The sequence below is a fragment of the Dietzia sp. PP-33 genome, from assembly GCF_033790845.1.
Classification (GTDB): Bacteria; Actinomycetota; Actinomycetes; order Mycobacteriales; family Mycobacteriaceae; genus Dietzia.
Genome location: NZ_JAMYEI010000004.1, coordinates 299,079 through 325,958 on the forward strand (window position 1 = coordinate 299,079; position 26,880 = coordinate 325,958).

The 26,880-nt window shown below is 69.4% G+C and carries 24 protein-coding genes; 13 read left to right on the top strand and 11 right to left on the bottom strand.

Features of this window, described 5'->3' with window-relative positions; translation table 11 throughout:
* The first annotated feature begins 111 nt into the window (after window positions 1-111).
* Together NJE57_RS09540 and NJE57_RS09545 are read left to right on the top strand one after the other, a co-directional pair.
* Entirely contained in the window at window positions 112-1,236 is a 1,125-nt protein-coding gene (locus tag NJE57_RS09540) for a TIGR03857 family LLM class F420-dependent oxidoreductase (RefSeq protein WP_319028157.1), read from the top strand.
* Window positions 1,233-2,294 (top strand): aminoglycoside phosphotransferase family protein, encoded by a 1,062-nt coding sequence (locus NJE57_RS09545; RefSeq protein WP_319028158.1) that lies wholly within the window; start codon window positions 1,233-1,235, stop codon window positions 2,292-2,294. Before NJE57_RS09540 ends, NJE57_RS09545 begins: the two co-directional genes overlap by 4 nt.
* Before the next feature lie 190 nt (window positions 2,295-2,484).
* Here the strand turns inward: NJE57_RS09545 and NJE57_RS09550 are convergent, their stop codons facing one another.
* The 5 genes from NJE57_RS09550 to NJE57_RS09570 all read right to left on the bottom strand — a co-directional run bounded on the left by NJE57_RS09550 (window position 2,485) and on the right by NJE57_RS09570 (window position 8,573).
* Complete coding sequence (locus NJE57_RS09550; protein WP_319028159.1) at window positions 2,485-4,011, bottom strand: catalase; 1,527 nt, start codon at window positions 4,009-4,011, stop codon at window positions 2,485-2,487.
* A 54-nt stretch (window positions 4,012-4,065) separates the two neighbouring features.
* Window positions 4,066-4,506, bottom strand: coding sequence for a Fur family transcriptional regulator (locus NJE57_RS09555; protein ID WP_319028161.1), 441 nt, complete (start codon window positions 4,504-4,506; stop codon window positions 4,066-4,068).
* Between the two features lie 325 nt (window positions 4,507-4,831).
* A complete protein-coding gene (locus NJE57_RS09560; protein ID WP_319028162.1) occupies window positions 4,832-6,385 on the bottom strand; it encodes a hypothetical protein in 1,554 nt (517 codons plus the stop codon).
* 85 nt (window positions 6,386-6,470) lie between these two features.
* Window positions 6,471-7,253, bottom strand: coding sequence for a SurA N-terminal domain-containing protein (locus NJE57_RS09565; RefSeq protein WP_319028163.1), 783 nt, complete (start codon window positions 7,251-7,253; stop codon window positions 6,471-6,473).
* A gap of 180 nt (window positions 7,254-7,433) precedes the next feature.
* Window positions 7,434-8,573 carry a hypothetical protein gene (locus NJE57_RS09570; RefSeq protein ID WP_319028164.1) on the bottom strand — a complete coding sequence of 380 codons (1,140 nt, stop codon included), beginning with the start codon at window positions 8,571-8,573 and terminating at the stop codon, window positions 7,434-7,436.
* Window positions 8,574-8,709: 136 nt separating this feature from the next.
* Here NJE57_RS09570 and NJE57_RS09575 point away from each other — a divergent pair, with 136 nt between their 5' ends.
* Complete coding sequence (locus NJE57_RS09575) at window positions 8,710-10,308, top strand: MFS transporter (RefSeq protein ID WP_319028165.1); 1,599 nt, start codon at window positions 8,710-8,712, stop codon at window positions 10,306-10,308.
* Window positions 10,309-10,479: 171 nt separating this feature from the next.
* Here NJE57_RS09575 and NJE57_RS09580 read toward each other — a convergent pair whose 3' ends face one another.
* Both NJE57_RS09580 and NJE57_RS09585 read right to left on the bottom strand, forming a co-directional pair.
* Complete coding sequence (locus tag NJE57_RS09580; protein WP_319028166.1) at window positions 10,480-11,529, bottom strand: leucine-rich repeat protein; 1,050 nt, start codon at window positions 11,527-11,529, stop codon at window positions 10,480-10,482.
* A gap of 192 nt (window positions 11,530-11,721) precedes the next feature.
* The gene (locus tag NJE57_RS09585) at window positions 11,722-13,797 is read right to left on the bottom strand and encodes an NADPH-dependent 2,4-dienoyl-CoA reductase (protein ID WP_319028167.1); all 2,076 of its coding nucleotides are present in this window, start codon (window positions 13,795-13,797) and stop codon (window positions 11,722-11,724) included.
* Between the two features lie 203 nt (window positions 13,798-14,000).
* On the opposite strand from NJE57_RS09585, the gene NJE57_RS09590 reads away from it, so the two are divergent.
* Window positions 14,001-14,591: a CAP domain-containing protein gene (locus NJE57_RS09590; RefSeq protein WP_319028168.1), complete on the top strand. Its 591-nt coding sequence runs from the start codon at window positions 14,001-14,003 to the stop codon at window positions 14,589-14,591.
* A 126-nt stretch (window positions 14,592-14,717) separates the two neighbouring features.
* Window positions 14,718-15,263, top strand: coding sequence for a CAP domain-containing protein (locus tag NJE57_RS09595; RefSeq protein ID WP_319028169.1), 546 nt, complete (start codon window positions 14,718-14,720; stop codon window positions 15,261-15,263).
* Window positions 15,264-15,305: 42 nt separating this feature from the next.
* Here the strand turns inward: NJE57_RS09595 and NJE57_RS09600 are convergent, their stop codons facing one another.
* Window positions 15,306-15,842 (bottom strand): TetR family transcriptional regulator, encoded by a 537-nt coding sequence (locus NJE57_RS09600; protein WP_319028170.1) that lies wholly within the window; start codon window positions 15,840-15,842, stop codon window positions 15,306-15,308.
* 119 nt (window positions 15,843-15,961) lie between these two features.
* Here NJE57_RS09600 and bioB point away from each other — a divergent pair, with 119 nt between their 5' ends.
* Genes bioB through bioD form a run of 4 tightly spaced genes read left to right on the top strand, consistent with a single transcriptional unit; the run spans window position 15,962 to window position 20,366 of the window.
* Window positions 15,962-17,101 carry a biotin synthase BioB gene (bioB, locus tag NJE57_RS09605; RefSeq protein ID WP_319028171.1) on the top strand — a complete coding sequence of 380 codons (1,140 nt, stop codon included), beginning with the start codon at window positions 15,962-15,964 and terminating at the stop codon, window positions 17,099-17,101.
* 1 nt (window position 17,102) lies between these two features.
* Entirely contained in the window at window positions 17,103-18,464 is a 1,362-nt protein-coding gene (locus NJE57_RS09610; protein WP_319028172.1) for an adenosylmethionine--8-amino-7-oxononanoate transaminase, read from the top strand.
* Window positions 18,457-19,650 (top strand): 8-amino-7-oxononanoate synthase, encoded by a 1,194-nt coding sequence (locus tag NJE57_RS09615; protein WP_319028173.1) that lies wholly within the window; start codon window positions 18,457-18,459, stop codon window positions 19,648-19,650. The genes NJE57_RS09610 and NJE57_RS09615 overlap by 8 nt, the downstream gene beginning before the upstream one ends.
* On the top strand, window positions 19,647-20,366 hold the full coding sequence (gene bioD / locus NJE57_RS09620) for a dethiobiotin synthase (RefSeq protein WP_319028175.1): 720 nt from the start codon (window positions 19,647-19,649) through the stop codon (window positions 20,364-20,366). Before NJE57_RS09615 ends, bioD begins: the two co-directional genes overlap by 4 nt.
* Before the next feature lie 36 nt (window positions 20,367-20,402).
* On the opposite strand, the gene NJE57_RS09625 is transcribed toward bioD, so the two are convergent.
* A complete protein-coding gene (locus tag NJE57_RS09625; protein WP_319028176.1) occupies window positions 20,403-21,248 on the bottom strand; it encodes an SDR family oxidoreductase in 846 nt (281 codons plus the stop codon).
* 172 nt (window positions 21,249-21,420) lie between these two features.
* Between NJE57_RS09625 and NJE57_RS09630 the strand changes: the two genes are divergently transcribed.
* Window positions 21,421-21,609 carry an antitoxin VbhA family protein gene (locus NJE57_RS09630; RefSeq protein ID WP_319028177.1) on the top strand — a complete coding sequence of 63 codons (189 nt, stop codon included), beginning with the start codon at window positions 21,421-21,423 and terminating at the stop codon, window positions 21,607-21,609.
* A 25-nt stretch (window positions 21,610-21,634) separates the two neighbouring features.
* Window positions 21,635-22,363, top strand: a complete 729-nt coding sequence (locus tag NJE57_RS09635; RefSeq protein WP_319028178.1) for a Fic/DOC family protein — start codon at window positions 21,635-21,637, stop codon at window positions 22,361-22,363.
* 118 nt (window positions 22,364-22,481) lie between these two features.
* On the opposite strand, the gene NJE57_RS09640 is transcribed toward NJE57_RS09635, so the two are convergent.
* Window positions 22,482-22,766, bottom strand: a complete 285-nt coding sequence (locus NJE57_RS09640; protein WP_319028179.1) for a ribbon-helix-helix protein, CopG family — start codon at window positions 22,764-22,766, stop codon at window positions 22,482-22,484.
* Between the two features lie 424 nt (window positions 22,767-23,190).
* The gene (locus tag NJE57_RS09645) at window positions 23,191-24,663 is read right to left on the bottom strand and encodes a glutamine synthetase family protein (RefSeq protein ID WP_319028180.1); all 1,473 of its coding nucleotides are present in this window, start codon (window positions 24,661-24,663) and stop codon (window positions 23,191-23,193) included.
* Window positions 24,664-25,225: 562 nt separating this feature from the next.
* On the opposite strand from NJE57_RS09645, the gene NJE57_RS09650 reads away from it, so the two are divergent.
* Together NJE57_RS09650 and NJE57_RS09655 are read left to right on the top strand one after the other, a co-directional pair.
* Window positions 25,226-25,717 carry a hypothetical protein gene (locus NJE57_RS09650; protein ID WP_319028181.1) on the top strand — a complete coding sequence of 164 codons (492 nt, stop codon included), beginning with the start codon at window positions 25,226-25,228 and terminating at the stop codon, window positions 25,715-25,717.
* A 42-nt stretch (window positions 25,718-25,759) separates the two neighbouring features.
* Window positions 25,760-26,470, top strand: a complete 711-nt coding sequence (locus NJE57_RS09655) for an ABC transporter ATP-binding protein (RefSeq protein WP_319028182.1) — start codon at window positions 25,760-25,762, stop codon at window positions 26,468-26,470.
* Window positions 26,471-26,880: the final 410 nt, after the last annotated feature.

Here is a 26,880-nt window from a genome sequence, read left to right on the forward strand (position 1 = left end):
CCGCCCCACGCGGAGGTGGGAGTCGCGAAAGCGACCCGGCCCGCGGGCCCGGCAGTAATGTGACAGGTGTCACATCCGCTCAGCCGGAGTCCCGACCGCCGGAAGGTGTCCATGGCCCACGACGACGCCGTCGCCCCCCTCATGCCCGAGCTCGCCTGCTACGGCCTGGCGGGACACAGCGCGTCGCCGGCCGATCTGATCGTCGAGGCAGCCCGCGCCGAGGAGTTGGGACTCGGCTCGATCCTGCTCTCGGAGCGTTTCGCACTCAAGGACGCGGCGGTCATGGCCGGGGCCGCGGTCGCGGCGACCACCCGGATCGGCGTCGGCACCGCCGCGACCAACCACAACACCCGCCACCCCCTGGTCACCGCCACGATGGCCACCACGCTGCACCGGATGTCCGGCGGCCGGTACGCGTTCGGGCTGGGCCGGGGGATCCCGCTGCTGTTCGACATCATGGGCCTGCCCCACGTCACGTCCGCGCAGCTCGAGGACGCGGTGGGCATCTACCGCACGCTGTGGCGGGGCGGGTCGGTGGCGGGGCACGACGGTCCGGCGGGGAGCTATCCCTACCTCGTCCAGGACTCCTCGTTCGACGAGGACATCCCGGTGCTGCTCATGGCGATGGGCGACAACTCGCTCCGACTCGCCGGACGGATCGCCGACGGCGTGGTCCTGCACACCTTCATGTCCGACACCGCCGTCGCCAGATCCGTCCGGCTGGTCCGCGAGGCCGCCGAACGGGCCGGCCGCGATCCGGCGCAGGTCCGGATCTGGTCGGTGATGGCCACCATCGAGGACTCTCTCGACGAGACCGCGCGGCTGCGCAAGCTCGTCGGCCGCCTGGCCACCTACCTCACCGGGTACGGCGACGTGCTGGTCCGGGTGAACGGCTGGGACCCGGCGGGCCTGGAGCGGTTCCGCGCCGACGAACGCCTGTCCGCCCACTCCGGTGCGCTCGACGCCACCGACGACCTCGACCTGCTGCGTCACGCCCGCGACGTGCTTCCCGAGGAGTGGCTGGCCTGCGCGGCGGTCGGCAGCGCCGAGCACTGCGCGGACCGCATCGAGGGCCAACTCGCGCTCGGCGCCGACTCGGTGGTCCTGCACTGCGCGACCCCGGACGAGCTGGCCCCGGTGCTGGCCGCCTGGCGCCTGCGGCGGGACCCCGAGCGGTTCGCCCATCTGTCGACCAACCCCGGACGACTCCACCCGCGAGAGGACCCCCTGCCATGACCAGTGTCGAGTCGGACCCCGCGGTCGTCTGTGCCCCCGAGGAGGTGACCGCGGACTGGCTCTCCCGGGCGCTGGGCACTCGGGTCCGGTCGGTGCGGACCGAGCCCGTGGGCACCGGCCAGATCGGGTGCTGCGTGGTGGCGCACGTGGACGGCGACGGGGTGCCGCCCACGTTGTTCGTCAAGCTCCCGAACCCCGACGTGGGCATGCGGCCGCTCCTGCACGGCGTCTACCGGAGCGAGGTGTTGTTCTACCGGGATCTGGCGCCGACCGTCGCGGTCCGGGTGCCGCGCGCGCGGTTCGCCGCGCTCGGGGAGCACGAGGGCGAGTTCACGCTCGTCCTGGACGACGTCTCGCCGCTGGTCCAGGGCGATCAGCTCGCGGGGCTGTCCGTCGAACAGGCCCGTGACTGCGCCGTCAACCTGGCGGGCCTGCACGGACCGCGGTGGTGCGATCCCGCGCTGCGCGGCATCGACGGCCTCTCGTGCCCTTCCGCCGAGGACAACGTCACCCTGCAGGAACTCGGCGGGCCCGCGCTGGAGGCCTTCCTCTCCGAGTTGGGGGACCGGCTCGACGACGACGAGCGGCGGATCCTGTCCGAGATCGCGCCGCTCATCGCCGGGTGGGCGAACGGGCGGACCGAGCGCTATGCCCTGCTGCACGCCGACTACCGCGCGGACAACATGTTGATCGACCCCTCCGGCGGCCGGCCCTCGCTCGCGTGCGACTGGCAGACCCTCACCGTGGGGCTCCCGGGGCGCGACCTCGGTGGCTTCCTGGGCTCGAGCCTGACCGTGGCCGACCGCCGGGACGCCGAACGCGGGATCGTGGCCGACTACCACCGCGCTCTGCTCGGGCACGGGGCGACCGACTACTCCCTCGAGACCTGCTGGGACGACTACGTGTACGGGCTGCTCCAGACACCGGTGCTCGGGATCTTCGGCTGGATGTACGGCACGCGGACCCCACGGGGAGACGAGATGTTCGCCCTGCTCATGCGGCGGGCGTGCCGCGCCATCGCCGACCTCGACGCGCTCGCGGTGGTCCGCGGCGGTTGACGTCCCCGACTCACTCGAGTTGCGCGTGGCCTTTGCCCTCCCCGCGCGGACCCGCGCTGCCGCACTGGTCCATTCCGGCCGCGCACCCGGGACACGAGTCGGGGGGCGGGGCCCGGGACACGGGTCGGGCCCGACCCCGCTCGTCGCGGGATCGGGCCCTTCGTCTCAGTCGTGCTGATCTACAGGGTGGTCACTCCTGGCGACGGTGGTTGCCACGCGGGCCGGCCTCGACGCCGGCCTTGACGGCCTCGCACAGTCCCTGGTCGACGGCCGCCCAGTAGGCGTACACGCGACCGAGCAACTCGGTCTCGGACGGGTCGATCTTGCTGACGTGGCCGGCGATGTTGGCCGCCAGGCGCTCACGGGCGGCGTCGTCGAGGACCTCGCGGTACAGGGTCGTGGCCTGAGCCTGGTCGGTGTCATCGGCGTGCGGGCTCACGTCCCCCCGGTAGATGTCCGAACCCTTGGTGTCCCAGTCACCGAAGTCGAAGGCCTGGGCCGGATCGGCGGCCGGGCCGTCGATCGTGTTGGGGGCGTACTCGGCCTGCGCCGGGTGCGGGAACTCGTACTGCATGGCGCCCTCCTTGGAGTAGGAGTTGACCGGCGAGAGCGGCCGGTTGACCGGCACCTGCTGGTAGTTGGCACCGATCCGGTAGCGCTGGATGTCCGGGTACGCGAAGACGCGGCCGAGGAGCATCTTGTCCGGCGAGAAGCCGATGCCCTTGACGATGTTGGTCGGCGCGAACGCGGCCTGCTCGATCTGCGCGTGGTGGTTCTGCGGGTTCCGGTTCAGCGTCATGGTGCCGACCTTGCGCAGCGGGTAGTCCTTCTGCGACCAGACCTTGGTGAGGTCGAACGGGTTGAAGCGGTAGCCCTCCGCCTCGTCGACCGGCATCACCTGGACGTGCAGGTCCCAGGAGGGGAACTCGCCCTTGCTGATGGACTCGTACAGGTCCTGACGGTGGTAGTCGGCGTTCTCACCGGCGAGCCTGTCGGCCTCGTCCTGGGTGAGGAAGTCGATGCCCTGGTTGGTCTTGAAGTGGAACTTGACCCAGTGGCGCACACCCGCGGCGTTGATGAACTGGTAGGTGTGCGAGCCGAAGCCGTCCATGTTGCGCCAGGTGGCGGGGATACCGCGGTCGCCCATGAGCCAGGTGACCTGGTGGGTCGACTCGGGGCTCAGGGTCCAGAAGTCCCACTGCATGGCGTGGTTGCGCAGGCCGGAGGCGTTCTTGCGGCGCTGCGAGTGGATGAAGTCCGGGAACTTGAGGGCGTCTCGGACGAAGAAGACCGGCGTGTTGTTGCCGACCATGTCGTAGTTGCCCTCGTCCGTGTAGAACTTCAGAGCGAACCCTCGCGGGTCGCGCCACGTGTCCGGGCTGCCCTTCTCACCGGCGACGGTGGAGAAGCGGGCGAGCATCGGCGTCTTGACGCCCTGCTGGAACAGGCCCGCGCAGGTGATGTCGGAGACGTCCTCGGTGGTCTCGAACTCGCCGAAGGCACCCGACCCCTTGGCGTGCGGCAGGCGCTCCGGCACGTTCTCGCGGTTGAAGTGGGCGAGCTTCTCGATCAGGTAGAAGTCGTGGATCGGCTGCGGGCCCAGTTCGCCCACCCGGGCGCTGAACTCGTCGTTCGGAACCGGCTGGCCACTGTCGGTGGTGGTCGCGGCCTTGGGCTGGAAATCGCGTACGCCTCGATCGGCGGGATGAGTGGTCACGTCTGCTGCTCCTCGTCATGGTTGGGTCCGGGCGATGTGGTCTACGTCTCAGTCTTAACCGAGCCGGGCATCGTCCGCCTGACATTCGGGACATGTGCCCCAGTAGTTGACCTCGGCCTCGTCTATCCGGAAGCCGTGATCATGATCCGCTTGCAGGCAGGGCGCGTGCCCCACCGCGCATTCGACGTCCTCGATCCGGCCACACTGCCGGCAGACGAGGTGGTGGTGGTTGTCACCCGTGCGGCGCTCGTACCGCGCCGGCGAACCGGCGGGTTCGATGCGGCGCATGAGTCCGACGTCGGTGCACACCCGCAGCGCGTCATAGACGGTCTGCGTGGACACCGCTCCCAGCCGCTCCCGAACCTCGGCCGCGACGTCCTCCGCCGCGATGTGGGGACGACCGTCGACGACGGCGAGGACCGCCAGCCGGGGAGAGGTCACCCTCAGCCCGGCTGTCCGGAGCACTGCTCCCGGGTCAGTCATCTCCGTCGTCATGAGTATCACCCTAGCGCACAATCTGGAACTGGTCCAGAAAAAGATCAATTCCGATTTAGCCTCAGCAACCCCGCCGCGCCAGCGCCCCTCCCCGCCAGTGCCAGCGCCCCTCCCCAGCAGTTGGCGGACATCACCATCGACCTGGCGGACATCTGCGAGGCTCCGGGCCCGACTTCTCGCGAATTCTGCCCGCCAACCGCAGCCAGACGTCCGCCAACCGGGCTAGGCAGCTCAGGTGGGCGAGGCGTCCGCCAACCGGGCTAGGCAGGCCAGGTGGGCGAGGCGTCCGCCAACCGGGCTAGGCAGGTCAGGCGGGTCAGGCGGGTCAGGCGGGGCCGATGCGGAGCATGCGGGTGAGCGTGGGCTGCCACATCACGCCCGGGGCGTCGCCGCGGGAGGTGATCGTCCCGGTGAGCTCCATGGGCTCGTCCAGTGGCGCGTGGCCCACGAAGGTGCGGGCCACCTCGCGACCGGTCTCCACATCGGTAGAGGTGACGTCGACCGGTCCGAACTTCTGCGCGAGCCCCTGGTTGAGCACCGGATCCAGCGACGGGTGCACCCTGCCCGGTCCGTACGCCATCGCGTGGATGAGGCCGTCCCCGGTGGTGAGCTTGGGTAGCGACGCCGTGCGCGCGAGCGAGGTCCAGGCGCGGGAGCAGCTGCCGTCCGCGCCCGCGATGCCCTCGGAATTCACGTCGATCCGGGTCATCCCGCCGGTGTACGGGGCGGAGGCGGGAGCGGCCGGACCGTCGACGGCGAACGGCGGGTACTCGTACCCGTAGGTGTTCACCAGCACCAATGCCTGGCCGAACGCGATGATCGAATTCTCCGTGGCGGCCGGCCCCTCGATCAGCACACCGTCCGGCGCGGCGGAATCCGGGGCGAGCGTGGTCGCGAACGCCGGCATCCGGCAGACCTGCGCGCCGTCGGAGCGGCGCAGCACGATCAGGTCGGGATGCTCGGCGTCGTCGGTGATCGCCACCAACCCATCACCTGGTCCGAAGTAGGTGGGCGTGGTTCCGGACCCGTGCGAGAGCAGGCCGGGCTTGCGGGCCGGGCCCACATCGTAGGCGTGCCGCCAACGCACCACTGGCGTCCCGTCGCCTGCCAGATCGACCTCGTAGAGCGCGCGGGTGGTGATAACCGAGGCGCCCCCGGGCCTGATGGTCAGCCCGTTGGTGATCCTCTCCCCTGCCGGCAGGGCGAGGAAGCGCGGCTCGTCGTCGTCGCCCGGTCGTACGGTTCCCACCACCCCACCGGACGTGGCGTACCAGATCCGCCCGTCGAACGCCGGGACCAGACCCGTGACCGCGTCACCGTCCGGCACGCCCGCGGAGAGGTCGGCCAGGACCTCGACCGACATCCGCCAGGTGCCATCCGGGTCGCGGTGGTGCCCCACGGCCAGGAGCCTGCGGTTGCCGTCGGCCACCACCACCCGGTCGCGCTCGTCGAGGTAGCCGTACACCCCGCCGAGCAACGCGCCCTTGGCCAGCTGCACCTCCGCCAGGACCGCGGCGGTGTCGGGGTGGAACAGCTTGACCGTCGGCGCGAGCGGGGTGGGCGGGGTCAGGCCGACGTAGGAGGTGCACAGGGCGACAGGCATGCCGTCCGTGCCCACGAACACGGTCGAACAGGTCGCCCCGGTCAGCGCGCCCGCCACCGCGGGAGTCGCACCCGGCCCGCGACCGGGCACCGTGTCCGTGGAGGCCACATCCCCGTGGACCGCCGACGTCCCGGCAGGGCCGAGGCCGGGTGGCGCGGCGACCTGCGCTGACACCGCCGGGGCGTGGAGGGCCGCCACGCACACGGTCAAGGCCGCCGCACCGGCCCCCGACCTGATCACAACCCTGCCCGGGATCCGCCACTCGCCGCCAGCCATGAGCTGATCCCACCACGACCAGCCCGCACGTGTGCGGCGTCTCGCGCAGATTCCGGCCGGAGTCCGCTTCAGGGGCGCCGGTGCCCTAGAGGTACTCGGTCACATCCGCGCCCTCGCGCAGCTCCTCCGACAGGGTCTGCATCGCCTGTGCCTGCTGCTCGGCGATCAACTGCTCCTCGACCTCACCGCGGACCTGCTCGAGCGGGGGAAGCTGCCCGCCTGCCTGTCCGGACATCGCCTGCTGCTCGGCGACCTGCTGGTAGGAGGCCTCGATCTCCTCGTCGGTCACGGTGAACTCGCCGTACTCGTCCACGACCAGCTTTTCCACCAGCAACTGCTTCTCGATCTGTTCCAGCACGTCGTCGCGGTCCAGCCCCTGCTCGCCCATCGCGGCGATGAACTCGTCCTCGCTGGCCTGGTTGGACTCGGCGAACCCGGCGAGCGCGGTGTCGATCTCGGCGTCCGAGACCTCGAGGCCGCGCTCGGTCGCCTCCTGCCGGAGCAGCTCGCTGCCGACCAGACCCTCGAGGGTCTGCTGCCTGAGCTGGCCCTCGTCCACCGGCTGCCCGGACATCTGCGCCTGCATGCTCATCTGCTGGTACTGGCCCTCGAAGACGGTGACGAACTCGTCCTTCGAGACCTCGGTGCCGTTGACCTCGGCCACCGGGTCCGGGATGTCGTCGGTGTTCGGACCCTGGGCACCCTGCTCGGCGTCCGCCTGCGGGTCGGTCTGCTCGGAATCGGCCTGCTCCGTCGCAGCCGCGGGATCGCCCTGCGCGGCCTCGTCGTCACCCGGGGCGCTGCAGCCCGCCATGATGAGCACGGACCCGGCCGCGACCACGGCCAGCCGCCACTTGTTCTTCAGCACTCGATCTCCTGACGTTGATGGGTGCATCAGTCCGCCGAGGCTACACAGCCGAGTTAGGCGGGAGCTGTGCGATCAAGCGGGAGCTGGGCGTTCACGCGGGAGCTGTGCGATCAAGCGGGAGCTGGGCGCGCGGGAGCCGCGCGCGGGCCCGCACGATGCACGTCGACCGTCAGGGGCTGTTCAGAAGCGCAGGATCGCGCCCTCCGCGACGTCCCGGGGCAGCGAGTCCACCACGACGACCGCGCCCGAGGTGTCCAGCACGTGGCCGATCGCGGCGTCGAGGTCGTCGGGACCGTGGTCCGCGGAGCACCGGTGGCGCGTGACGAGGAGGGTGTCCACCCGGCCCTCCCGGGCGGAATGCAGGATGTCCGACCCCCCGCCGGCGATCGATCGCCCGGCCCCGATGGCGTCGCCGAACCGTTCCGCGTCGTCCTGCGCCCTGGACCGGAGCACCGGTTCGACCATCGCCCAGGCGGCCGCGTGCAGATCGCCGGGCGACCTCGCGTCCGGGTTGCCGGAGGCCACCTCGTCGACCAGGTGGCCGTTTGAGAGGTGCTCTCGCAGCATCGGGTGGTACTCACCGACCGCTGCGAGGACTACCGGGCGACGGTCATTCGGCGGCAGCGTGGCATCGAGACCGTGGGCGATCTGACGCAGGAACTTCTCGAGCTGGACGTCGCCCACCTCGGCACCCGAGCCGTGACTGTGCACCACGCCCCCGCCGCTGCTGCGGGGCCCGGAACCAGCGCCCGCGCCGGCGCTGAACCGCTGCTGCTGGTGCGGCGGCGGCTGGGTGTCGCCGGCCATGTCATCGACCGAGGACGGGATCGAGCCCAGGTCGAGCTCGCGGATCGTGGCGGCGGTTCCCTCCAGTAGGCGCACCTTGTTCTGGCTGGCCGCCAGGACCAGGAACTCACCGTCCCCCACCGCGGCCGGGACGATCGGACGGACGGCGAAGTGGTCGCTCACGTGGACGATCTCGGGGAACTCGGTGGCCACACGGTACGCGCGCCAGAATCCCTGCGAGGCGTAGAGGGCGAGCCCGTCGGCGAGATAGCGCCAGTACTCGTCGTCCTCGAGGAGGGCGACCAGCGGGGCGAGGATCTGGTCCGCTTCCTCTCCGGTCGCGCCGTTGGCCCTGAGCATCGCATCGGCGTCCTTCATCAACGCCTTGGCCCGGATCGGGTTCTCGCGGACCTCGGCTCCGCCGCGGGCGGTGGGGAGGAAGATCGACACCGCCCGGCCGGTGGCGGTTCCCAACTCGGCGAGGTCAACGGTGGTGATCGGATCGACTTCTGCGGTGCGGGTGACATCAGCCATGACCTGACGCTACTGATACGCGCGCCGGGCGGGACGAGCGTGATCGGGTTGTTGCAGGGACGTGATGTTCCGGCTGCCCGCGACCCCCCGACGCCTCCGGAGGAGCCGATCCGGGTTCGCGGCTAGCATCGCCGTGGTGAGTGACGAGCAAGTGGCGGCCGCGCCGGTGAGCACGGCGCGGGTCCTGACCACCCTGATGGTGCCGCTCTTCATGGCGCTGCTGGCGCTCTCGGTGATCAATGTCGCGCTGCCGGTGATCGGCCCGGCCCTCGACGCCGACTCCAGCGGCCTGCAGTGGGTGGTCTCCGGCTACGCACTGTCCTTCGGGCTGCTGCTCGTGCCGTCCGGTCGACTCGGAGACGCGACCGGCCGTAAAAGGCTCTTCCTGGCCGGTGTCGCCGTCTTCACCGCCGGGGCCGTGATCGCCGGATTCGCACAGAACATCGAGATGCTCAACGCCGCGCGGGTGGTGCAGGGCATCGGCTCCGGCATGCTCAACCCGCAGACCTTCGGGCTGATCCAGAAGTACTTCCGCGGGGGAGCCCGAGCCCGCGCGTTCGCCACCATGGCCACCACGGTCTCGGTGGCCACCGCCTCCGGTCCGCTGGTCGGCGGGCTACTCATCGAGGCGCTCGGCAACGATCTCGGTTGGCGCGCGATGTTCCTGGTCAACGTACCGCTGGGCGTGCTCGCCCTGGTGTTGGGACAGTTGTGGCTGCCCGACGACCGTGCGCTGCCGGCGTCCGTCGAGTCGGGACCGGTTATCGGCGGGTCCACGTCGCGCGCGGCCGACATGGCGCGCCTGGAGGCCGCGCGGGGGAATGGGAGCCAGGGAAGCGACGACGACGAGGCCACCCGCGCCTCCGAGGTCGCAGCGGCCACCAACGCTCCTCTGCCGAAGCCCACAATTGGGGGCCGGCGGCCACGGTTGGACGTGGACCCGGTCGGCATCGTGCTGCTCGGCGCGGCGGTCCTCTCGGTGATGCTGCCCTTCCTGAACCGCGACGCGCCGCCCGCCGTCTGGGCCCTGCTGCCGCTCGGGGTGGCCCTGCTCGGGGCGTTTGCCTGGTGGGAGCGCCGCTACGAGCGTGTCGGTCGTCCGCCGCTGGTGAACCCAGAGATCTTCCGCGATCCGGCGTTCCGCAACGGCATGATCATCGTCTCGATCTACTTCATGGGCGGGACCAGCCTGTGGATCGTGATGCCCATGTACCTGCAGTTCCACCTGGGGTACGCGCCGATCGACTCGGCGCTGGTCAGCCTGCCCGCCTCGATCTGCGCCGCGGTGTCCGCGCAGGTAGCCGGGAGGTTCGTGCTGCGGCTCGGGCGACGCCTGGTCATCGTGGGATTCTGTCTCACCATCACCGCGCTGCTGACGTTCATGTTGCTCGCCGGTCTGGTCGAGTCCGGCGCGGTGGGCTACCTGATCTTCATGGCCCCCGCCGCGCTGATGGGGACCGCCCAGGGCATGACCATCTCTCCCAACCAGACGTTGACCCTGCGGGCGGTCGACCCCGCGTACGGCGGAGTAGCAGGCAGCATCATCTCCCTGGGCCAGCGCATGGGCACCGCGATCGGCACGGCGATGGTCCCCGGCGTGCTGTTCTGGGTGGTCGAGACCCAGGACGACTGGCTGCTGGCGTTCCGGGCCGCTCTAGGACTGATCGCTCTGCTGGCGGCGGGCGCGCTGGCATTCAGCATCGTCGACCGCCGCCGCGAGAAGCGCTGCGGGTGAGCGGCGCGGCTCTTCATCCCGTTCGGACGACATCTCTCAGGTGAACCCGACGATTCTCAGGCCAGATGTCGCCCAAACCCTGTGGCAAGGCCCCCGCACTCCCTGAAACTCAAGGTGTCGCGGGGGCCACTGCACACTGCCGTCTCTGGTGAGGAGGCGAAATCAGCGGGGTCAGGCCATCGCGCTCGCGAGAGCCAGGGATCCGAGACTGCCGATGATCAAGGAACCCCACCCCGGCGTCACGGGCACAACCGGGACGCTGTTCTGCTGCCACCCCGCGTACAGGGTCAGGCTTTCGGTGACGGGCAACTCGGAGTCGAAGGCGGTCTCCAACTCGGGCGTGGTGTACCAACCGGTGAAGGTATGTCCATCGCGCACCGGGACGGCAGGCAACTCCACGGTCTGGTTGTGCGAGACGATGACCGGCTCAATGCCCGGCCCACCACGGGTGTCGAACGACACCGTATAGAAGGGATGCGCTTCGTAGCCGATCCACTCCGGTGTCGTGTAACCCTGCTGCGAGGTCTGGGCCAGGTACTGGGCGGGGAACGACACGGTCAACCCCGCTGCGTTGCCTAGGGAGGGGTAGGTGACACCGGCCCCGGTGATCGTGGTCGGTGCCGGGCCGGTGAACAACACCTGTGTCAACGCATGGTTGCTATGGAACGCGCCCAGTCCAACAGTGGTGACGTTGGGGGGTACCTCCAATGACGTCAACTGATTGATGGCGAACGCGCCCTCGCCGATCGTGACCACGCTGTTGGGCAGAGAGACCGACGTCAACTGACTTTGGTAGAAGGCAAAGACTTCGATGTCGACCACGCCGTCAGGAATGGCTATAGACGTCAGTGCATTGTCGAAGAACGCGGAGTTCTCGATCGTGACCAGGCCGTCCGGCAGCGTCACCGACGTCAGCCCTTTCTGGTTGAACGCGCCGTAGCCAATGGAGGTGACGGTGTAGTCGGCGCCATCTATCGCGACGGTGTTGGGAATGACCACGACGGGTCCGAAGCTGGCGTCATAGCCGATGGCGGAAGCGCCGGCACCGGACGCGTCGGTGTTGACGGCATAAGTGACGCCGTTGATGGTGGTGCTCGCTGGCGCTGCACGTGCTGGCGCGACAGCAGCGATGGTGAGCATGCTGGCCGCCAGCAGCATGGCCAAGACGACCGCCAGGCAACGGCGGATCGTGACGGGAGCTGGGTTGAACGGGTTGGACATGGTGTTCTTCCTGACTTATCGAACACCTCGCACCACCGGGACAAAGCAGTATTCGGGTGCGCTGTGCTTGGTTGGAACAACCATCACACCGACCCGGCAGGGAGCACAGGGACCGAGAAATCCGCGATGTAAGAAAACCATAACCTACAGCGTCGCCACTGAATAGCCGTTACCGCGGCAATCGACCCCCCATCAGAGAATGGCCGCCAGCTCCACGCCCTGTTTGATCGCACGCTTGGCGTCCAGCTCGGCGGCCACATCCGCTCCCCCGATCACGTGGACGCTCGTCCTGGTGCCCCCTGGCGCGTCGGCCAGCTGATCGGCCAGCTGATCGGCGAGGTCGCGTACCGACTCCTGGCCCGCGCACACCACGACCGAGTCCACCGGAACGACCCGGCGCTCGCCCTCGGAGTCGAGGATGTGCAGCCCGTCGTCGTCGATCTTCTCGTAGCTCACGCCCGTGTACTGCTGGACGCCGCCCATCTTGAGCTCGGCGCGGTGCACCCAGCCGGTGGTCTTGCCCAATCCCCTACCGATCGAGGTCGTCTTGCGCTGGAGCAGATGCACCTCGTGCGCGGGATCGTCGATCACGGCGGTGCCGAGCCCCGCGCGCTCCACGGCCGGGTCGACCACACCCCAGTGCCGCTTCCATTCCTCTACCTCCGTGGAGTGTCCGTGTGCGCGGCGGCCGTCGAGATCCAGTCCCGGCCCGCCGGCCAGCAGGAACTCGGAGACATCCACGCCGATCCCGCCGGCCCCGATCACCGCCACGCGACGGCCGGGCCTGCGGGCCCCGGTCAGCAGCTCGGGGTAGGTCATCACCATGGGGTGATCGGCGCCCGGGATCGTGATCTCGCGCGGGCGCACGCCGGTGGCCACCACCACGTGGTCGAATCCGGCCAGGTCGGCGACCGAGGCGTGCCTGCCCAGGTGCACGGGCACCCCCAACACGTCCAGACGGCGGTCGAAGTAGGCCAGCGAGGCCGCGAACTCCTCCTTGCCCGGCACGCGCATGGCGTAGCGGAACTGGCCGCCGATCTCGTCCTCCGCCTCGAACACCTCCACCGCCAACCCACGCGTGGCGGCCGCCTCCGCGCAGGCCAGCCCGGCGGGCCCCGCACCGACCACGGCCACACGCCGGCGGGTGGGGGCCACGGTGAGCAGCAGCTCCGCCTCGCGACCGGCCCGGGGATTGACCAGGCAGGAGGCCCGCTTGTTGGCGAAGGTGTGGTCGAGGCACGCCTGGTTGCAGGCGATGCAGATGTTGATCTCGTCGGCCCGCCCCTCGGCGACCTTGGCGGCGAACGCCGGGTCGGCGAGCAGTGGCCGGGCCATCGAGACCAGGTCGGCCTGCCCGCTGGCGAGGATCTGCTCCGCGGCGTCCGGGGTGTTGATGCGGTTGGACGCGATCACCGGCACCGCCACGGTCTTCTTGAGCCGGGCCGCCAGGTCCACGAACGCTGCGCGCGGCACCGAGGTGACGATGGTGGGGATGCGCGCCTCGTGCCAGCCGATGCCGGTGTTGAACACGTCGACGCCCGCGGCCTCGAGGCGCTGCGCGAGTTCGGCGGTCTCGTCCCAGGTCTGGCCACCATCGACCAGGTCGAGCACGCTGATGCGGTACTGGATCAGGAAATCCGGGCCCACCTCGGCGCGGACGCGGCGGACGATCTCCTCGGGGAACCGCATGCGCTTGCTCGCGCTGCCGCCCCAGGAGTCGGTGCGCTCGTTGGTGCGGGCCGCCAGGAACTGGTTGATCAGGTAGCCCTCGGAGCCCATGATCTCGACGCCGTCGTAGCCCGCCCGCCGCGCCAGTCGGGCGGCCCGCACCCAGTGGTCGATGGTGCGCTCGACGCCCCGCGAACTCAGGGCGCGGGCCTTGAACATGCTGATGGGCGACTTGGTGGACGAGGCCGAGCGCACGAACGGTTGGTAGCCGTACCGGCCGGCGTGCAGCAGCTGGAGCAGGATGTGCGACCCCTCCGCGTGGACGGCGTCGGTGAGTCCGCGGTGCTTGTCCGCCATCCGCCGGGTGGCCATCATCGACCCGGCGGGCAGCAGCCAACCCTCGACGTCGGGCGAGAACCCGCCGGTGACCATCATGGCCGTGCCCCCGCGCGCCCGCTCGACGAAATAGGCCGTGAGCTCGGGCAGATGCTTGCTGCGGTCCTCGAGCCCGGTGTGCATGGACCCCATGACCAGGCGGTTGCGCAGGGTGAGAGGCCCGACGACGAGGGGACTGGTCAGGTGCGGGTGGCTGGAGCTCATGGCGCCCATTGTGCACCGCCGGGCCGGCAACTTACCGGCGAGTAGCAAACTCTGTGGCCGGCCGGGGGAACGGCCCGGTGCGATGTAACAGATGTGACTCGTGTGACGAAAGATGCGTGAGTGAACTCGCGGCACTACTGTTGTGAGTCAACGATCCCCCGCCGGGTCCGGCACCAACCGCCGCCCCAGGAAAGGACACCCACGTGCGTCATCCCATCCGCTCCGCTGTCGTCGCCGGGGCCTCCGCCCTCCTGCTCACCACGGGCGCCGGCACGGCCTCCGCCCAGGGGTCTCTCGAGCTCGCACTGCCGTTCCCGCTGGACATCCCCGGCCTGGCCTCGCTCATGCCGGGCGCGACAGCACCCGGGGGGACCGCGGTCGCGGCGCAGGAGGCACCCCTCGTCGTCGTCCCCGCCGAGGTGGCCCGGAAGGCCTTCGAGGGCAGCGTGGTCGCAGGGGTCAACGAGGCGCGCACCGCGGTGGGCGCCGAGCGCCTGGTCACCGACGCGGTCCTGTCGGTCGAGGCCGGGGTCCGCGCCGACCAGCTGGCACTGGGCGATCCCACGACCGGCGACCTCCCGGTCCCCGAGAGCGGCGAGTCCCGGGACCGCACGGTGCTGACCCTGCCCCCGGAGGCCACGCCGCAGAACGCACTCACCGCGATGATCACCGACACCGGCATGCGCGAGCGGATGCTCGACGGCGGGTTCACCAAGGTGGGCGTGGGAACGGCCACCGGCGAGGACGGCCGGATCCACGTCGTCCTGGATTTCGAGCGCGGCCAGGACGCGTAGCGCCCCACCCCCGAAAGATTAAAATCCGACCAGATTGGGGGTCCACGTAGCCCGGCGCGGATTTGATCTTTACAGTGTCATCTGCACTCACTCCCCCTCGGTGAGTGCAGAATTGGAGACCCTCCCGTGCGTCGCACTTCCCCTCGTGTCGTCAAGTCCCTCGCCGTCTGCGCTGCCACCGCCATGGCGGTCGCCGGCCTCGGCGCCCCCGCGGCCTCCGCGCAGCAGGTCCTCGTCCCGGGCTCGTCCTTCGGGTTCAACGTGGGCGGCGGCGGCACCGTCCCGGATCTCGATCCCACCAGCGACGAGTACCGCGAGCAGCTCCTCGACGCCACCAACGCGGCACGCGTGGCCAATGGCCGCGAGCCGCTGGCGGTCAGCGATGACCTGAACGACATCGCCACCGCCTGGAGCCAGGTGCAGGCGTCGGTGGACGACATGTACCACAACCCCGTCCTGCGCGATCAGGTCCCCACTGGCACCACGCGCTGGTCGGAGAACGTGCTGCAGAACTGGCGCACCGCCACCCCGCAGGAGCTGGTGGACCAGTGGATGGCGTCCTACGGCCACCGGATCAACCTGCTGCGCACGGACCACACCGCCATGGGCATGGGCGTCGCCGTGGCCGACAGCAACAAGCTCTACGCCACCCAGGTGTTCACCCGGAGCTGAAGTCGCGCGTAGATCGGGCGGCATGTGTGGCGGGCGGCGCGGTCAGTCGGCGACGCCCGCCAGCATCGCCTCGAGCCCGGCGTCGAAGCGCGAGTCGAACTCGATGCGCGGCATCTCCGGATCCACCGAGGCGAGATTGTGGTGCGTCTGCTCCTCGATGGTCAGGCCCAGCACGTAGGCGGTGAGCGCCGTGGTCAGCCCCGCTGCTCGCCCACCCCCGCCGTGGCGGGCACACGCCCGGTCGACCGCGTCGGTCACCGGGTTCACCGCTCCGGCCGCCAGCCCCAGTGCCACGATCTCGGCCCCGTCGGGCACACCCGCCACCGCCGACCGGAGCGCCCGGGTCACCCTGCGGAGTTCCTCGGCCGCGGAGTCGCCCGCCTCCCCCGGCGCCACGCTCGCCAGCACCCGTTCGGCAACCGCGGTGAGCAGTGCCTGCTTGGACGGGAAGTGCCAGTACAACGCGCTCGGTTGCACGTGCAGCCGGGCCGCCAGCGTGCGCATCGACATGCCCGGCAGGCCCGCCTCGTGCAGCAACTCGAGCGCGGTGTCGACGACGGCCGACTGGGTGAGGGTCACGACCGGTAACCCTATCGCCCCGGGGCATCCGCGGACACGCCCGTGACCTGAACGCTGTACAAGTCGCCGGATTGCCGCTAGCTTGAACGGCGTTCAGTGAACGCCGTTCAGGAGGAACCATGGCCACCACGACCACCCGCTGGCACGAGCTCGCGGCACGCATTCTCGACGGCGGTGCGATCGACGCATCGGATGCCCTCGCCGTCCTCGACTCGTCCGACTCCGAACTCATGGACGTAGTGGCCGCCGCGTCGCGCCTGCGCTTCCAGCACTTCGGCAACAAAGTCAAGGTCAACTACCTGGTCAACCTCAAGAGCGGCCTGTGCCCGGAGGACTGCTTCTACTGTTCGCAGCGGCTCAACTCCACCGCCGGCATCCTGCGCTACACGTGGCTGAACACCGAGGAGGCGGTCACCGCGGCCAAGGCGGGCATCGCGGCCGGCGCCTCGCGCGTGTGCCTGGTGGCCAGCGGCACCGGCCCCAGCAACCGCGAGGTGGGCAAGGTCTCCGACATCATCGAGGCCATCAAGTCCGACACCCCGGGCGTCGAGGTCTGCGCCTGCCTGGGTGCCCTGAAGGACGGCCAGGCCGAGAAGCTCTGTGCGAGCGGCGCCGACGCGTACAACCACAACCTCAACACGGCCGAGAGCCACTACGAGGAGATCTGCACCACGCACACCTACGCCGACCGCGAGCACACGGTCAGCCAGGCCCACGGTGCCGGCCTCTCCGCCTGCTCGGGCTTCATCGCCGGCATGGGCGAGAGCCGCGAGCAGCTGGTGGAACTCGCTTTTGACCTGCGCTCCAAGGACGTCGACTCGATCCCGGTCAACTTCCTGCTCCCCTTTGACGGCACCCCGCTCGAGGGCGTGGACACCCTCAACCCGCGCGACTGCCTGCGCATCCTCGCCATGGTCCGCCTGGTCAACCCGGACACCGAGATCCGGATGGCAGCCGGCCGCGAGCGCCACCTCGGATACCTCCAGGGCATGGGCCTGTACATCGCGAACTCGCTGTTCCTGGGCGACTACCTCACCAGCGAGGGCCAGCCCGGCGGCGAGGACCTGCAGATGATCGCCGACGCCGGACTGGAGATCCTGCAGATGGAGCACGACGGCGAGGCCGGTGCCGGCGAGACAGCCCACGCCGACGCTCCCGCGGCAGCGCCGGCCGCTCCCACTCCTGAGTCCGGGCGGCAGGAGAAGAAGGTGGCGATCCGCACCCGCGGTGCCGGCACGAGCGAGCCCGCGAACGCCTGACATGGCCACCGCTCACTCCGCCGCCGACCTCGTCGTCGATCCCGCCACCCTCACCGACCCCGCCGCCATGCTCGCCGCGGACGCCGAGCACGTATGGCACCCCTACGGCGGGTTCCCGGCGTCCACGCAGCCGCTGCCGGTCGTGTCGGCGTCAGGAGTGCGGCTGCGGCTGGCCGACGGGCGCGAGCTGATCGACGGCATGAGCTCGTGGTGGGCGGCGATCCACGGCTACCGCCACCCGCACCTGGACGCCGCCGCGCACCGGCAGGTCGACACGATGAGCCACGTGATGTTCGGTGGGCTCACGCACGCGCCGGCGGTGGAGCTGTCCACGCGGCTCGCGCGCATGGCGCCGGGGGAGCTGAACAAGGTGTTCCTGGCGGACTCGGGCTCGGTGTCGGTGGAGGTCGCGGCCAAGATGGCCATCCAGTACCAGCGCTCGCTCGGCCACCCCGAGCGCACGCGGTTGGCGACGTGGCGCGGCGGCTACCACGGCGACACCCTGTCCCCCATGAGTGTGTGCGACCCGGACGGCGGCATGCACTCCCTGTGGCGCGGCGTGGTGGCCGAGCAGGTGTTCGCGCCCGCGCCGCCGGCCGACTACGACCCGGCCTACGTCGCCGAGCTGGAGCGGACGTTCCGCGCGCACTCGGGCGAGCTGGCCGCGATCATCGTGGAGCCTGTCGTCCAGGGCGCCGGCGGGATGCGCTTTCACCACCCCGCGTACCTGGCGGACCTGCGGCGTCTGGCCGACGAGATCGGCGCGCTGCTCGTCTTTGACGAGATCGCCACCGGCTTCGGCCGCACCGGCGAGCTGTTCGCCGCCGACCACGCCGGCGTCGCACCGGACATCATGTGCCTGGGCAAGGCCCTGACCGGCGGATACCTCACGCTGGCCGCGACTCTCACCACCGACCGCGTCGCCGAGGTCATCAGCGCCGGCGAGGCGGGGGGCCTGGCGCACGGGCCGACGTTCATGGGTAACCCGCTGGCGTGCGCGGTGGCGTGCGCGTCGCTGGACCTGGTCGATTCAGGAGAGTGGCGCGAGCGCGTGCCGCAGATCGAGGCGCGACTGCGCCGCGGGCTGGCCCCGGCGCTCGAGGTGCCCGGTGTGGTGGACGTGCGGGTGGTGGGGGCGATCGGGGTGGTCCAACTGGAGGAGCCGGTGGAGATGACGACGACAACGGCGATCACCTCCCACGGCGTGTGGCTGCGCCCCTTCCGGGATCTCATCTACACGATGCCGCCGTTGGTCTCTACGGATGAGGAGATCGACCTGATCTGTGCCGCCGCGGTGGCCGGGGCTGCAGCGGCAGGGGTCAGAGCGGCAGGGGTCGAAGCGGCAGGGCGGGCCGATGACTGAGCAGCACTCCCCCGCCCTGGACTGGCTCGACGCCGCCGCCGAGGACCGGGCGGCCCGGCACGTGCACCGCGTGCTGCGGCCGCGTCCCGCCGACGACCACGTGATCGACCTGGCCTCCAACGACTACCTGGGCCTGGGACGGCACCCCGGGGTGATCGCGGGCGCGATCGAGGCGACCCGCCGCTGGGGCGCAGGGTCGACCGGATCGCGACTGGTCACGGGCACCACCAGCGACCACGCCGCCCTGGAGTCCGAGCTCGCCGACTTCACGGGCAAGCCCGCCGCGCTGGTGTTCTCCTCCGGCTACACGGCCAACCTCGGAGCGGTGGTGGCGCTGTCCGGGCGGGGATCGCTCATCGTCTCCGACGGCGGCTCGCATGCCTCCCTCGTGGACGCGTGCCGGTTGTCGCGGGCGCGCGTCGTCGTCGTCGACCGGGGTGACGTCGCGGCGGTGGCCCGGGCGCTGGCCGGGCGAAGCGAGGCTCGGGCACTGGTCGTCACCGACTCGGTGTACAGCGCCGACGGTGACCTCGCTCCCCTGCTCGCCCTCCACGGGGCGAGTCGCGCGCACGGCGCGGTCCTCCTGGTCGACGAGGCCCACGGCCTCGGCGTGCGCGGTGACGGCGGCCGCGGCTTGGTGCACGAGCTGGGCCTGACGCGGTTCGAGGACGTGGTGGTCACGGCGACACTGTCCAAGGCGCTCGGGTCGCAGGGCGGGGTGGTGTTGGCGTCGGAGCGGGTGCGCGATCACCTCATCGACACCGCGCGGACGTTCGTCTTTGACACCGGCCTGGCCCCCGGCAGCGTCGGGGCGGCGCGCTCCGCGTTGGATGTGTTGCGGCGCGAGCCCGAGCGGGCCCGCCGGGTGCTGGAGGTCGCCGAGCACCTGGCCGCGGTGACCGGCGCGGACCGCCCGCACTCGGCGGTGGTGTCGGTGATCCTCGGAGATCCGTCCCGCGCCTTCTCCGCTGCTCAACGTTGCGCTTCGCTGGGGCTGCGCGTGGGCTGCTTCCGCCCGCCGTCGGTCCCCGAGGGCACGGCCCGGCTGCGGCTGACCGCCCGGGCCGACATCTCCGAGGCCGATCTGGCGCGGGCGAGTGAGGTGCTGGCACAGGTGCTGGACGAACACGGGTGCCGCCTCCCCGCACCCTCGCGCTCCCCCGCGTCCGCCGGGACCCGCGCATGACCGCCGCACCCGCTCCGGTCGTCGTCACCGGCACCGGCACCGACGTCGGCAAGACCATCGCCACCGCCGCGCTGGCCGCGCTCGCCCGATCGGCGGGCCTGGACACAGGAATCTGCAAGCCGATCCAGACCGGGCTGCATCCGGGCGAACCCGGCGACGCCGACGAGGCCGCGCGGCTGTCGGGGGTCCGGCGGGTACTCGAGGTGCGGCGCCTGCCCGATCCATTGGCCCCGGAGACAGCCGCGAGAGTGGCGGGGTTGCCGCAGTCGACGCTCGAGGAGCTCCTCGGGCCGATCCGCCGGTGGCTCGGCGAGCCCAGTGGTCCGGTATCCGCCACCTCCCGCCTCGACCTTGTCGAAGGCGCCGGCGGAGTGCTCGTGCGGCTCGGCACCGACCTCACCATCCTGGACCTGGCGCTCGCCCTCGACGCACCGGTCATAGTGGTCACCCGCGCGGGCCTGGGCACACTGTCCGACACCGAGCTCACGGTCCGCGCGATCGAGGCCGCGGGGCTGCGCTGCGCCGGGATCGTGATCGGCTCGTGGCCGAACGACCCGGACCTCGCCGAGCGCAGCAACCTCGAGGACCTCCCCCGCCTGACCGGCGTGCCGGTTCTGGGCCGGGTGCCCCAGGGCGCCGGGGCTCTCTCCCCGACCGAGTTCACGCGCGACGCGGCGCAGTGGTTCCACGACGACCTTTTCGACGCACTGCGCTGACCCGGCGGCCCCGTGTGGACGGGCGGCTGCAGGCGCCTACCCGGTGTAGAAGTCCGCGATGCCCCGGGGCCGGTGGCCGGTGAGCTCGGCAACGGACCGGCTGGCCACCGCCATCTCCCCGCGAGCGATCGCCAGGTAGGTCCCCACCCACCCGTCGAGCTCCCAGTCCGGCGTGCCGGGGTAGCCCTCACGGCGGGAGGCGTAGGCCTGATCGATCGACTCGTTCTCGAACCGGTAGGTCGTCCCCGTGGCCTCGGTCAGCCGGGTCGCGGTCTCCTCCAGTGTCAGCAGCTCGTCGCCGGTCAGGTCGTAGGTCCGGCCGTCGTGCCCCTCGGTCGACAGGACGGCCGCCGCCGCCTCCGCCAGGTCGTCACGGGCGACCCACGCGATGCGCCCGTCCCCGGCGGGCCCGCGGATGACGCCCTCGGCATCGGCCCAGTCGGCCACGTAGTCCAGGTAGAAACTCGGACGCAGGAAGGTGTAGTCCAACCCGGCGGCCCTGATCATCTCCTCGGTCGCGTGGTGCGTCCGCGCGAAGGTGAAGCTCGCGTCCGGTAAGGCGCCCAGGAACGACGTGTACACGACCCGGCGCACACTGGCCGCCTCGAACGCCTTGACGGCGGACCGGTGCACCGACTCTCGGTCAGCGGCCTCATTGCCGGACACGAAGAACACGGTCTCGATGCCGCGCAGAGCGGCGGTCAGGGCGTCGCCGTCTTCATACGACGCCTCGGCGACGTCCGCGCCCGGCAGCGACGGCGCCCGCTCCGCATTCCGGACGATCAGGCGCTGGGCGATTCCCCGCTCGGCCAGCTGGCGGGCGACGGAGCCCCCCAGAGCTCCGGTGGCTCCCGTGACGGCGATGGCCGGTTGTGCAGTCATGCCCCGTCCAACCCAGCCCGACCGTGCGCTATTCCGCCGGGTGCGGAACGGCCCGCCAGGCCGGCGCGGCGGCCCCGCACCCACGCCGGACGCGCTATCCGAGTTCGACGGTGCGGGGAATCGCGGGACTGAGCAGGTAGAATCGGCTCCACGTCGACGCAAGGAGAACTGGTTGTCCACCCGTATCCGCCCGACCACCGAGCAGGCACTCGCAGGAGCCGTCGCCGGCCACCGCATGGCGGGCATGGAGCCGTCGTCCGAGGCCGTGGAGATCACCCGCCGGTTCGCCGACGGACTTCTCACCCGCGACCAGGCCCTCTCCGAGATCCGCGCCGCGGTGCGTGAGCGCACCGCCCCCTGACGCTGCTCCCGACCCTTTCTCACTGATGAACCCCCGAGATCCCTACAGGGAGTCCTCGGGGGTTCTGCGCAACCGGCTCGGCATCACCGACCCCGACCACCTCGCGGAGTTCGAGCGCGACCTCGCCTTCTTCCGGGTCGTGGAACTGGAGCTCAGCCCGTTGGAGGGGCGATTCGACTTCGACCACCTCCGCGCGATCCACCGCTACATCCTGCAGGACATCTTCGACTGGGCCGGAGAGCTCCGGTCCGTCGACACCCACGCCCTCGGCATCCCTCACGCCAGGCCGCAGTTCCTGACCGACGAGCTCGACCGCGTCTTTCGTCAGATCGCCACCCGGTCACCCAGCACAACCGACCCCGACGCCGCCACGGACACCATCGCCTCGCACTGGTCCGAGCTCACCCTGGTGCACCCCTTCCGCGACGGGAACAGTCGCACGCAGCGCGTCTTCTTCGACCAGATGTTCCGTCACGCCGGGTGGGCGATCGACTGGGCCGGCATCGACGCCTCGGCAGCCCACGCCGCTCGTCACATGTCCGTGTACGGACGGCCCGACTACCTCGCCGACCAGCTCAGGCACGCTCTCCACCCGGCCGCTGAGCTCGCCGATGGCCGACTTGCCACCACTCTGGGCAATCGCTCGCTCTTCCTCGCATCCGAGCACTTCCGTGCCATGCGCGAGCACCACAAGGCCGGCACCACCACCCCCTACGGGCGTCCCACACAGAAGCGCGACCGATCTATCACTTAGCTCTTGCCCACGTCCGCTCTCTGTCCACCCTGAGGCAGTCATCGACGCCAGAGGATCGACACACATAGCCAAGACCGCTGGCCGGACGAGCGTCCGCGACGACGATGCGCGCGAGTGATCAAGCCGCAGGATGCTTGCCGAGATACTCGTCGATAGCTGCTCGGATGACAGCGCTCATCGGCTGCCCCGTCCGCTCGGCGTACTCCGCCAAGCGGTGCCGATCGGCGGCAGTAAGACGAACTGCCAAGGGGCGGGTTTCCTCGGCCGCTTCTCCCCTGGGTGGCCGGCCGGGGCGATAATCCGGACGAACCTCCACTGTGCGATCGAGCACCTCGTAGTCGCCGGATTCGACGGCATCAGCGAGACGCGCATAGTGCGCTTCACGATCCCCGGTGTTGCTCATGTTCCCTCCCGCTGCGTTCTCTGACGGAGACTGACACCGTCGGACAGATCAAGGTGCCCTCCTGTCGCCTCGAGCACTTCGCGAGCCACTGCTGAAGTCAACAGCATCGCGTGGAACACGTGTAGCTCGTCGGCATTGACCAGGTCAGCGACCACCTCCACCAGAGGTCCACCGTCCGGATCTCCAACCATCCGAACCAACTGCGCATCGGGGTCGAGACGAGGCGCTAGCCGATATCGGACGATCGGGTGCTCTACGGTCGCCCGAATCTCCGTGTCCGCGATTCCGTGCCGGTGCGCAGCCTCGTAGATCACCACCTTAACCCTGAAACCGTATCACGGTTTCAGGCCCGGCAGAATGCCCGTTTAGCTGCAGGTTCAATCGGTAGCGGGACGTGTTGAGCAAATCGGCTTTTGCTGGTCGTTCAGCCGACGTGCCAGTGACGGCGGATGAGCTCCTCACGAGCCGACTCATTCTGTGCAGGCTCCCCGGCCGCGTCGTCGGTATCGCGTAAACCCGCGAGCAGGGCGTCGATGAGCTGGCCGGGGAAGACGCCGTCGGCTTCGAACATCTCGCGCTCGGCCTCCAGCACGTCGGCCGCCTCCGCGCACGAGGCGGGCAGTTGCTCGAAGTTGTCGTGCTCGGCGGTGCTGAGCCGCTCGGCCTTGTCCAGACTCCCGGGATCACCCAGCCCGCGCGTCGCCGCGACGGCCATGCCGGCCAGGAGCAGGTGCACGTCGGCCGAGCCGTCGCCGAGTCGCAGTTCGACGGTCTGGGGGTGCGTGGCGGGTTCGGGGACGGGCTCGGTGCTGCCGGGATTGGCGTGGGCGACCATGTCGGCCAGCACGTCTCCGCCCCAGGCCAGTGGGACCCGGACCAGACCGGTGCGGTCCTTCTCGCCCCAGCAGATGTCCTCGGGGGACTCGTCACCGTCTGCGAACCGCAGGTAGGACGTGGGGACCGTGTTGCCGAACGCGGCCAGCGCCCTGGCCGCCGCGAGGTAGCCGGCGATGAGCCGGCGCCCGGTGTCGTTGATCCCCTGCTTGTTGACGATGGTGCTGGCGCCGTTTCGCACCAGTCGGCTGTGGATGTGCAGGCCGCTGCCTGCACCCTGCCCGCTCACCAGTGGCGCGAAGGTCGCTTCGAGACCGTGGGAGTAGGCGACCTCGCGCACCACCCACTTGGCCAGGACGAGGTTGTCGGCCGCCTGCTCCAGGGGCACGGGTTGGAGCTCGATCTCGTGCTGGACCAGCTGCCGGTCGTCCTCGAGAATGTTGCCGACTTCGCCGTGGGCGTACTTCAGCGGCACCCCCATGGCGCACAGGTGCCCCAGCACCTGCTCCCGGACCCGCTCGTGCTTGGAGAAGGGCCCCGACTCCTGGTAACCGCGTTCCTCCTCGACGGGAAAGAGCGGATCGGGCTCGTCGACGAGGTAGTACTCCAGCTCGCCGAAGGCCTCGAGCGTCATGCCGGTCTCCTGCGTCAGCACCTCGGCGGCGCGGCGCACGACCTGCTCGCGCGCGTACGGCAGCGGCGTCCCGTCCTCGTTGTAGAAGGAGCACAGCACGTCGAGCGAGGGCCGCTCGCCGAAGGGGTTGAGGAAGGCGGTGCGGTGACGCGGAACGATGTAGACGTCACTGGCGTCGGTGTCGGTACCGGGAAAGACACTCGAGCCGTCCACGCGCTCGCCTCGCGTCAGCACCTCGATCAGGTGGTCGCGCGAGTTGATGGGGAAGGCCAGGGTCTTCAGACGCCCGTCGCCGCCGACGTAGCGCAGGTTCACCTGGCGTAGCTCGAGTTGCTCTACCGCCCGCACGAGGGCTGCGGCGGTGAACTCGGCCGAGGGCGTGCCGAGCAGGCGGACGAGGGGGTGGGGTTCGAATGCGTCGATGGCCATACCCCGTTCTATCAGCGCCGCGGCGCAGGCCCCACCGGACTCAGAACCGGCTCAGTCAGAGAACCAGCCCAGTCTCAGAACCACAGCTCGGCCAGCAGCTTGATCGACCGGTTCCGTACCGCCGGGATCGGGGGCGGTTGGACCTCTCGGTTGCGCTCCGACCCGCTGGGACCGCTCAGTCCGCCCTCGGGGACGAAGTAGTCGGCCCGGTTCTGTCTACATCGATATGCCGGTGCCCAAGTCGATTCGACAAAGCGCATAAAAATAGCGTGAATAGATAGGCTAAATAGTTGGACTCCAGGCGAGCTACCTGAGTGATTTGACCCAACTTTCAACCTAGAGCTGCAAAAACGCACGAGGAGGCCGGGGGCTCGCCCGGGCCGGGGGCTGGCGATTTCCATTATTGATTGATGCAACACAGACTCGTCGAGAGTCGAGGTCTATTCATTTGTACGGATTAATGATTTTTCAATTGCCTAAAATTATACGAGTTTCTGATACGTTGCTTATGCGGTGTTAACAACCGCAACACGCCGTACCCTCGACCCAAGGAGATCGCGCTATGCGATTGACTCGACCACTCAAAGCAATCACTGCTGCTGCAGTGCTGGCAGTAGCCTTCCCCATGACAGCGCACGCAGACCCGGGCACTGAGGACGTCAACGAGGTGCTCGATCGGATCGTCACCGAACAGGCGCCGGCCACCACACCGGATGGCGAAACCCTCACTCGCGCACTGGATGAGGTCACCCCTGGCGAAGCGACAACCGCGCAAGCAAACTGTCGACTTGCAGTATGGGAGCCCGGCCAGGGCGGTAATACGGTCGGCGTTCAGGGTGGGCGCTATGACTGCACCAATCCCGTCGGCTATCGAGTCGAACTCTGGAGAGACGACGTCATCGGAGGATCAACGAAGGTTGACGAATCGCACGGATTCGGCACCGGGGCGATCCGCGCATTCGCCGATTGCGCCTGGGTAGCGCAAGACTACTGGGGCACGACCGTCAGCGACACGGGCGCGTTTATGGCAAGCAATCGGGTCCGGCTCTGCTGACAAGCCTCCGTGGAACGGTATTCGCTTTAACGAGGGGTTATCTTGTCGATTGCAGTCAGTAACGTTCGACATTTCTATCGGCGGAAGCTCGGAAGGTTCTGCGCACTCGATATAGATCAACTTACTCTCCAGAGCGGTATCACAGCCGTACTGGGGGAGAACGGCAGTGGCAAGAGCACGTTCTTGTCAATTGCCTCAGGCCGTGTCTCCCCCAGTAGCGGCCACATCACGCTCGACGGTGAGGTGGCCGTCGACCGCCGGACCGAGCACAAAAACGCGTTCCAGGTGGCATATCATCCGCAGTTCCCCAGAATGCTCGGTGGACTGACCATCCGGGAGCTGCTCCGCTACCGGATAGCCTTGGGCGCCACCAACCCAGGTGCGTCATGGGAAATGATCGAGTCCTACGCCTCAGAGCTGAGAGTTCACACCTTGCTCGACGCCAAGGTCGACTCCCTGTCCGGCGGGCAGAGGCGAAAAACAGCCATACTGTGCACCTTCCTTGAGGAGGCACACGACAGACTGTGGGACGAACCGACATCCGGCCTAGACACCGAGAGCGAGGACACCTTCTTTCGGCTACTGGCGAGCAATCGCCCACCGGAAGCAACTGTCGCCGTGGCCACCCACAACGTCCGAGGTATCAAGCCGTACTGCGACTACGCCGTCGTATTCGACAAGGGCACAGTGCACTACTCCGGGCCGGCCGAGGCACTCGACGACGACCTGATCCGCAGAGTGGAGTCCGTCTAGATGACAACGACCTCCTCAGGAACGGCCACATCCCGGACGTCCAACCGGGGACTGCTCACGCCGTACCGATCGAACGAATGCGCATCGATCTTGATCGTGCTCGCACTGGCGTGTGCTGCTTTCCCACTGCTCGGATCGGCCACTCTGTATTCCGCGTCCTACCAACTGTGGTCCACAACTAGCTACCGAATCCTCGAGTCCCTCACATTCACGCTGCCTCTGACCGCGGCTGCATCCTCGGCACTGGCAGTGAAACTGTTCGTCAAGTCTTCATTCACCGTCGACAGAACACCCCGATGGTCAGAGTTCCGACAGGAACTCCTGGCGATCACGGTACTCAGTACCGTCGCCGTTCTGTCCTACTTCGCAGGCCACCTCCCCCTACTAGTAGTGACGAGCACCTCAGCCAC

Excerpts from the sequence above, each read along its gene's own strand:
- NJE57_RS09615 (WP_319028173.1), top strand. The coding sequence starts at position 18,457 with ATGACTGAGCAGCACTCCCCCGCCCTGGACTGGCTCGACGCCGCCGCC.
- NJE57_RS09560 (WP_319028162.1), bottom strand. The coding sequence starts at position 6,385 with ATGGCTGGCGGCGAGTGGCGGATCCCGGGCAGGGTTGTGATCAGGTCG.
- NJE57_RS09625 (WP_319028176.1), bottom strand. The coding sequence starts at position 21,248 with ATGACTGCACAACCGGCCATCGCCGTCACGGGAGCCACCGGAGCTCTG.
- NJE57_RS09585 (WP_319028167.1), bottom strand. The coding sequence starts at position 13,797 with ATGAGCTCCAGCCACCCGCACCTGACCAGTCCCCTCGTCGTCGGGCCT.
- bioB (WP_319028171.1), top strand. The coding sequence starts at position 15,962 with ATGGCCACCACGACCACCCGCTGGCACGAGCTCGCGGCACGCATTCTC.
- NJE57_RS09555 (WP_319028161.1), bottom strand. The coding sequence starts at position 4,506 with ATGACGACGGAGATGACTGACCCGGGAGCAGTGCTCCGGACAGCCGGG.
- NJE57_RS09640 (WP_319028179.1), bottom strand. The coding sequence starts at position 22,766 with ATGAGCAACACCGGGGATCGTGAAGCGCACTATGCGCGTCTCGCTGAT.
- NJE57_RS09650 (WP_319028181.1), top strand. The coding sequence starts at position 25,226 with ATGCGATTGACTCGACCACTCAAAGCAATCACTGCTGCTGCAGTGCTG.
- NJE57_RS09610 (WP_319028172.1), top strand. The coding sequence starts at position 17,103 with ATGGCCACCGCTCACTCCGCCGCCGACCTCGTCGTCGATCCCGCCACC.
- NJE57_RS09540 (WP_319028157.1), top strand. The coding sequence starts at position 112 with ATGGCCCACGACGACGCCGTCGCCCCCCTCATGCCCGAGCTCGCCTGC.
- bioD (WP_319028175.1), top strand. The coding sequence starts at position 19,647 with ATGACCGCCGCACCCGCTCCGGTCGTCGTCACCGGCACCGGCACCGAC.
- NJE57_RS09545 (WP_319028158.1), top strand. The coding sequence starts at position 1,233 with ATGACCAGTGTCGAGTCGGACCCCGCGGTCGTCTGTGCCCCCGAGGAG.
- NJE57_RS09570 (WP_319028164.1), bottom strand. The coding sequence starts at position 8,573 with ATGGCTGATGTCACCCGCACCGCAGAAGTCGATCCGATCACCACCGTT.
- NJE57_RS09645 (WP_319028180.1), bottom strand. The coding sequence starts at position 24,663 with ATGGCCATCGACGCATTCGAACCCCACCCCCTCGTCCGCCTGCTCGGC.
- NJE57_RS09580 (WP_319028166.1), bottom strand. The coding sequence starts at position 11,529 with ATGTCCAACCCGTTCAACCCAGCTCCCGTCACGATCCGCCGTTGCCTG.
- NJE57_RS09635 (WP_319028178.1), top strand. The coding sequence starts at position 21,635 with ATGAACCCCCGAGATCCCTACAGGGAGTCCTCGGGGGTTCTGCGCAAC.